At 54.2% G+C, this 1670-nt stretch carries 2 protein-coding genes, 1 pseudogene and 1 other annotated feature; of the genes and pseudogenes, 2 read left to right on the forward strand and 1 reads right to left on the reverse strand.

What is annotated here, in order from left to right; all coding sequences use genetic code 11:
* Positions 1 to 628, reverse strand: a pseudogene (locus WBC85_RS10650) (Mu transposase domain-containing protein); the annotation flags it as partial.
* 51 nt (positions 629 to 679) lie between these two features.
* On the opposite strand from WBC85_RS10650, the gene WBC85_RS10655 reads away from it, so the two are divergent.
* Positions 680 to 1051, forward strand: a complete 372-nt coding sequence (locus WBC85_RS10655; protein WP_424436511.1) for a transposase — start codon at positions 680 to 682, stop codon at positions 1049 to 1051.
* Positions 1011 to 1122 (forward strand) — a sequence feature (AL1L pseudoknot). It overlaps the preceding gene by 41 nt.
* The coding region (locus WBC85_RS10660) for an IS3 family transposase (RefSeq protein ID WP_424436514.1) at positions 1054 to 1670 on the forward strand (617 nt) is incomplete at its 3' end. It overlaps the preceding feature by 69 nt.

Consider the following 1670-nt stretch of genomic DNA (forward strand, 5'->3'; position numbering starts at 1 on the left):
GGTTCAGGATGTGCATCTTGGTGGGCACGCCTGCTTCCAGTGCCAGTTCCACAGCAGCCAGAACGGCATCCTCGTCGTGGTGCATAACCAATGACAGGATATCGACCATCTCGCGATCTCCGCCTTCTTTGCGAAGTATGTGGCTTTGAAGTTGGCGGAAGGCATCTGGCATCTCGGTAAAGGGCGCGCCGTTGCGCAACGCTCCAGGTTTGCGTTGGATTACAGCAAGGTAGTGACGCCAGTCATAGATAACACGACCGGGCTTGCGGTGTGATCGGTCTATGATGCGCTCGTGGGAACAGACCGTTTGACCTTCCGCCACTATGACCAGCCGCTCTGGGTAAACATGCAAGCTGACGCGCTGATTGGCAAAGCTGGCAGGCACGCTGTATCGATTGCGTTCGAAGGTGATCAAACATGTCGGTGATACACGCTTGCTGTGCTCGACAAATCCATCAAAGGCTGGTGGCAATGCCATCAACATGGGCTTCTCTGCTTCCCAGACATCGGCAATGGTACCAGGGAGGACGCGGTGCGGTGTCTCCGCCCAAAGGGCGATACAGCGGTCTTCCAGCCACTGGTTCAGCTCGTCCAGATCCTTGAAGACAGGCATGATCTGCCACATGCGACTTGAACCCGACCGGGTTTACCGGAGCTCAAGAAGCTCGGAAGGTAAGTCATGAGTAAAGGAAACCCAGGAAACCGTTTTTCGACAGAAGTCCGTGCGCGCGCAGTGCGTTTGGTGCTTGAGAATGAAGCGGATTATAAGACGCGATCTGAGTGCCTCAGATCGATTTCTCAGAAGATAGGGTGCAGCCCCGAAACACTTCGGGACTGGGTCAACAAGCAGGCTATTGAGACAGGTGAACGCGAAGGTCTGACACTGTCTGAGCGCGCGCAGATGAAAGAACTTCAGCGCGAGATCCGTGAGCTGCGCCAGGCCAACGACATTCTTCGCAAGGCGTCAGCTTTTTTCGCGCCCGCTCTCGCGCATGCGAGGCATACGCTGCCGCGCAGTGGGACGGACCTCGACCGCCTTAGGGCGAGATGATCATGTTCATCGATGACCACCGTGAGTATCTTGGCGTCGAGGCGATTTGCAAGGTTTTGCCGATTGCGCCATCTACATACTACCATCACAAATCGATTGAGCGTGATCCCGCGAAAGCCTCAGATCGCGCAAAGCGTGATGCCTTTATAATGACCAGGATCACTCATTTCTGGGAGAAGAGCGGGAAGCGATATGGGGCCGTGAAAATCTGGCACGACCTACTGGATGAAGGCACTGTAGTCGCCCGCTGCACGGTTGTTCGCCTTATGAAAATCATGGGAATACAAGGGATTACCCGTGGCACTATTACTACGACAAAGAGCAACCCTGCCTTGCCTTGCCCTGAAGACAAGGTGAACCGAGAGTTCAAAGCACCGGCGCCAAACATCCTCTGGGTAGCTGACTTCACCTACGTCAGAACGGCCATCGGCTTCGTGTATGTTGCGTTCATCATTGATGTCTTTGCGCGCTATATTGTTGGCTGGAAGGTCTCTTCATCTCCCAATGCACAGATGGTTCTTGATGCTTTGGATCAGGCGCTTTCTGCACGTCAGCCAGATCCCGAAACTCTCACCCACCATAGCGATAGAGGCGTTCAATATTTGTCGATCAAGTATAC

This window comes from Planktotalea sp. (assembly GCF_049680325.1).
Taxonomy (GTDB): domain Bacteria; phylum Pseudomonadota; class Alphaproteobacteria; order Rhodobacterales; family Rhodobacteraceae; genus Planktotalea.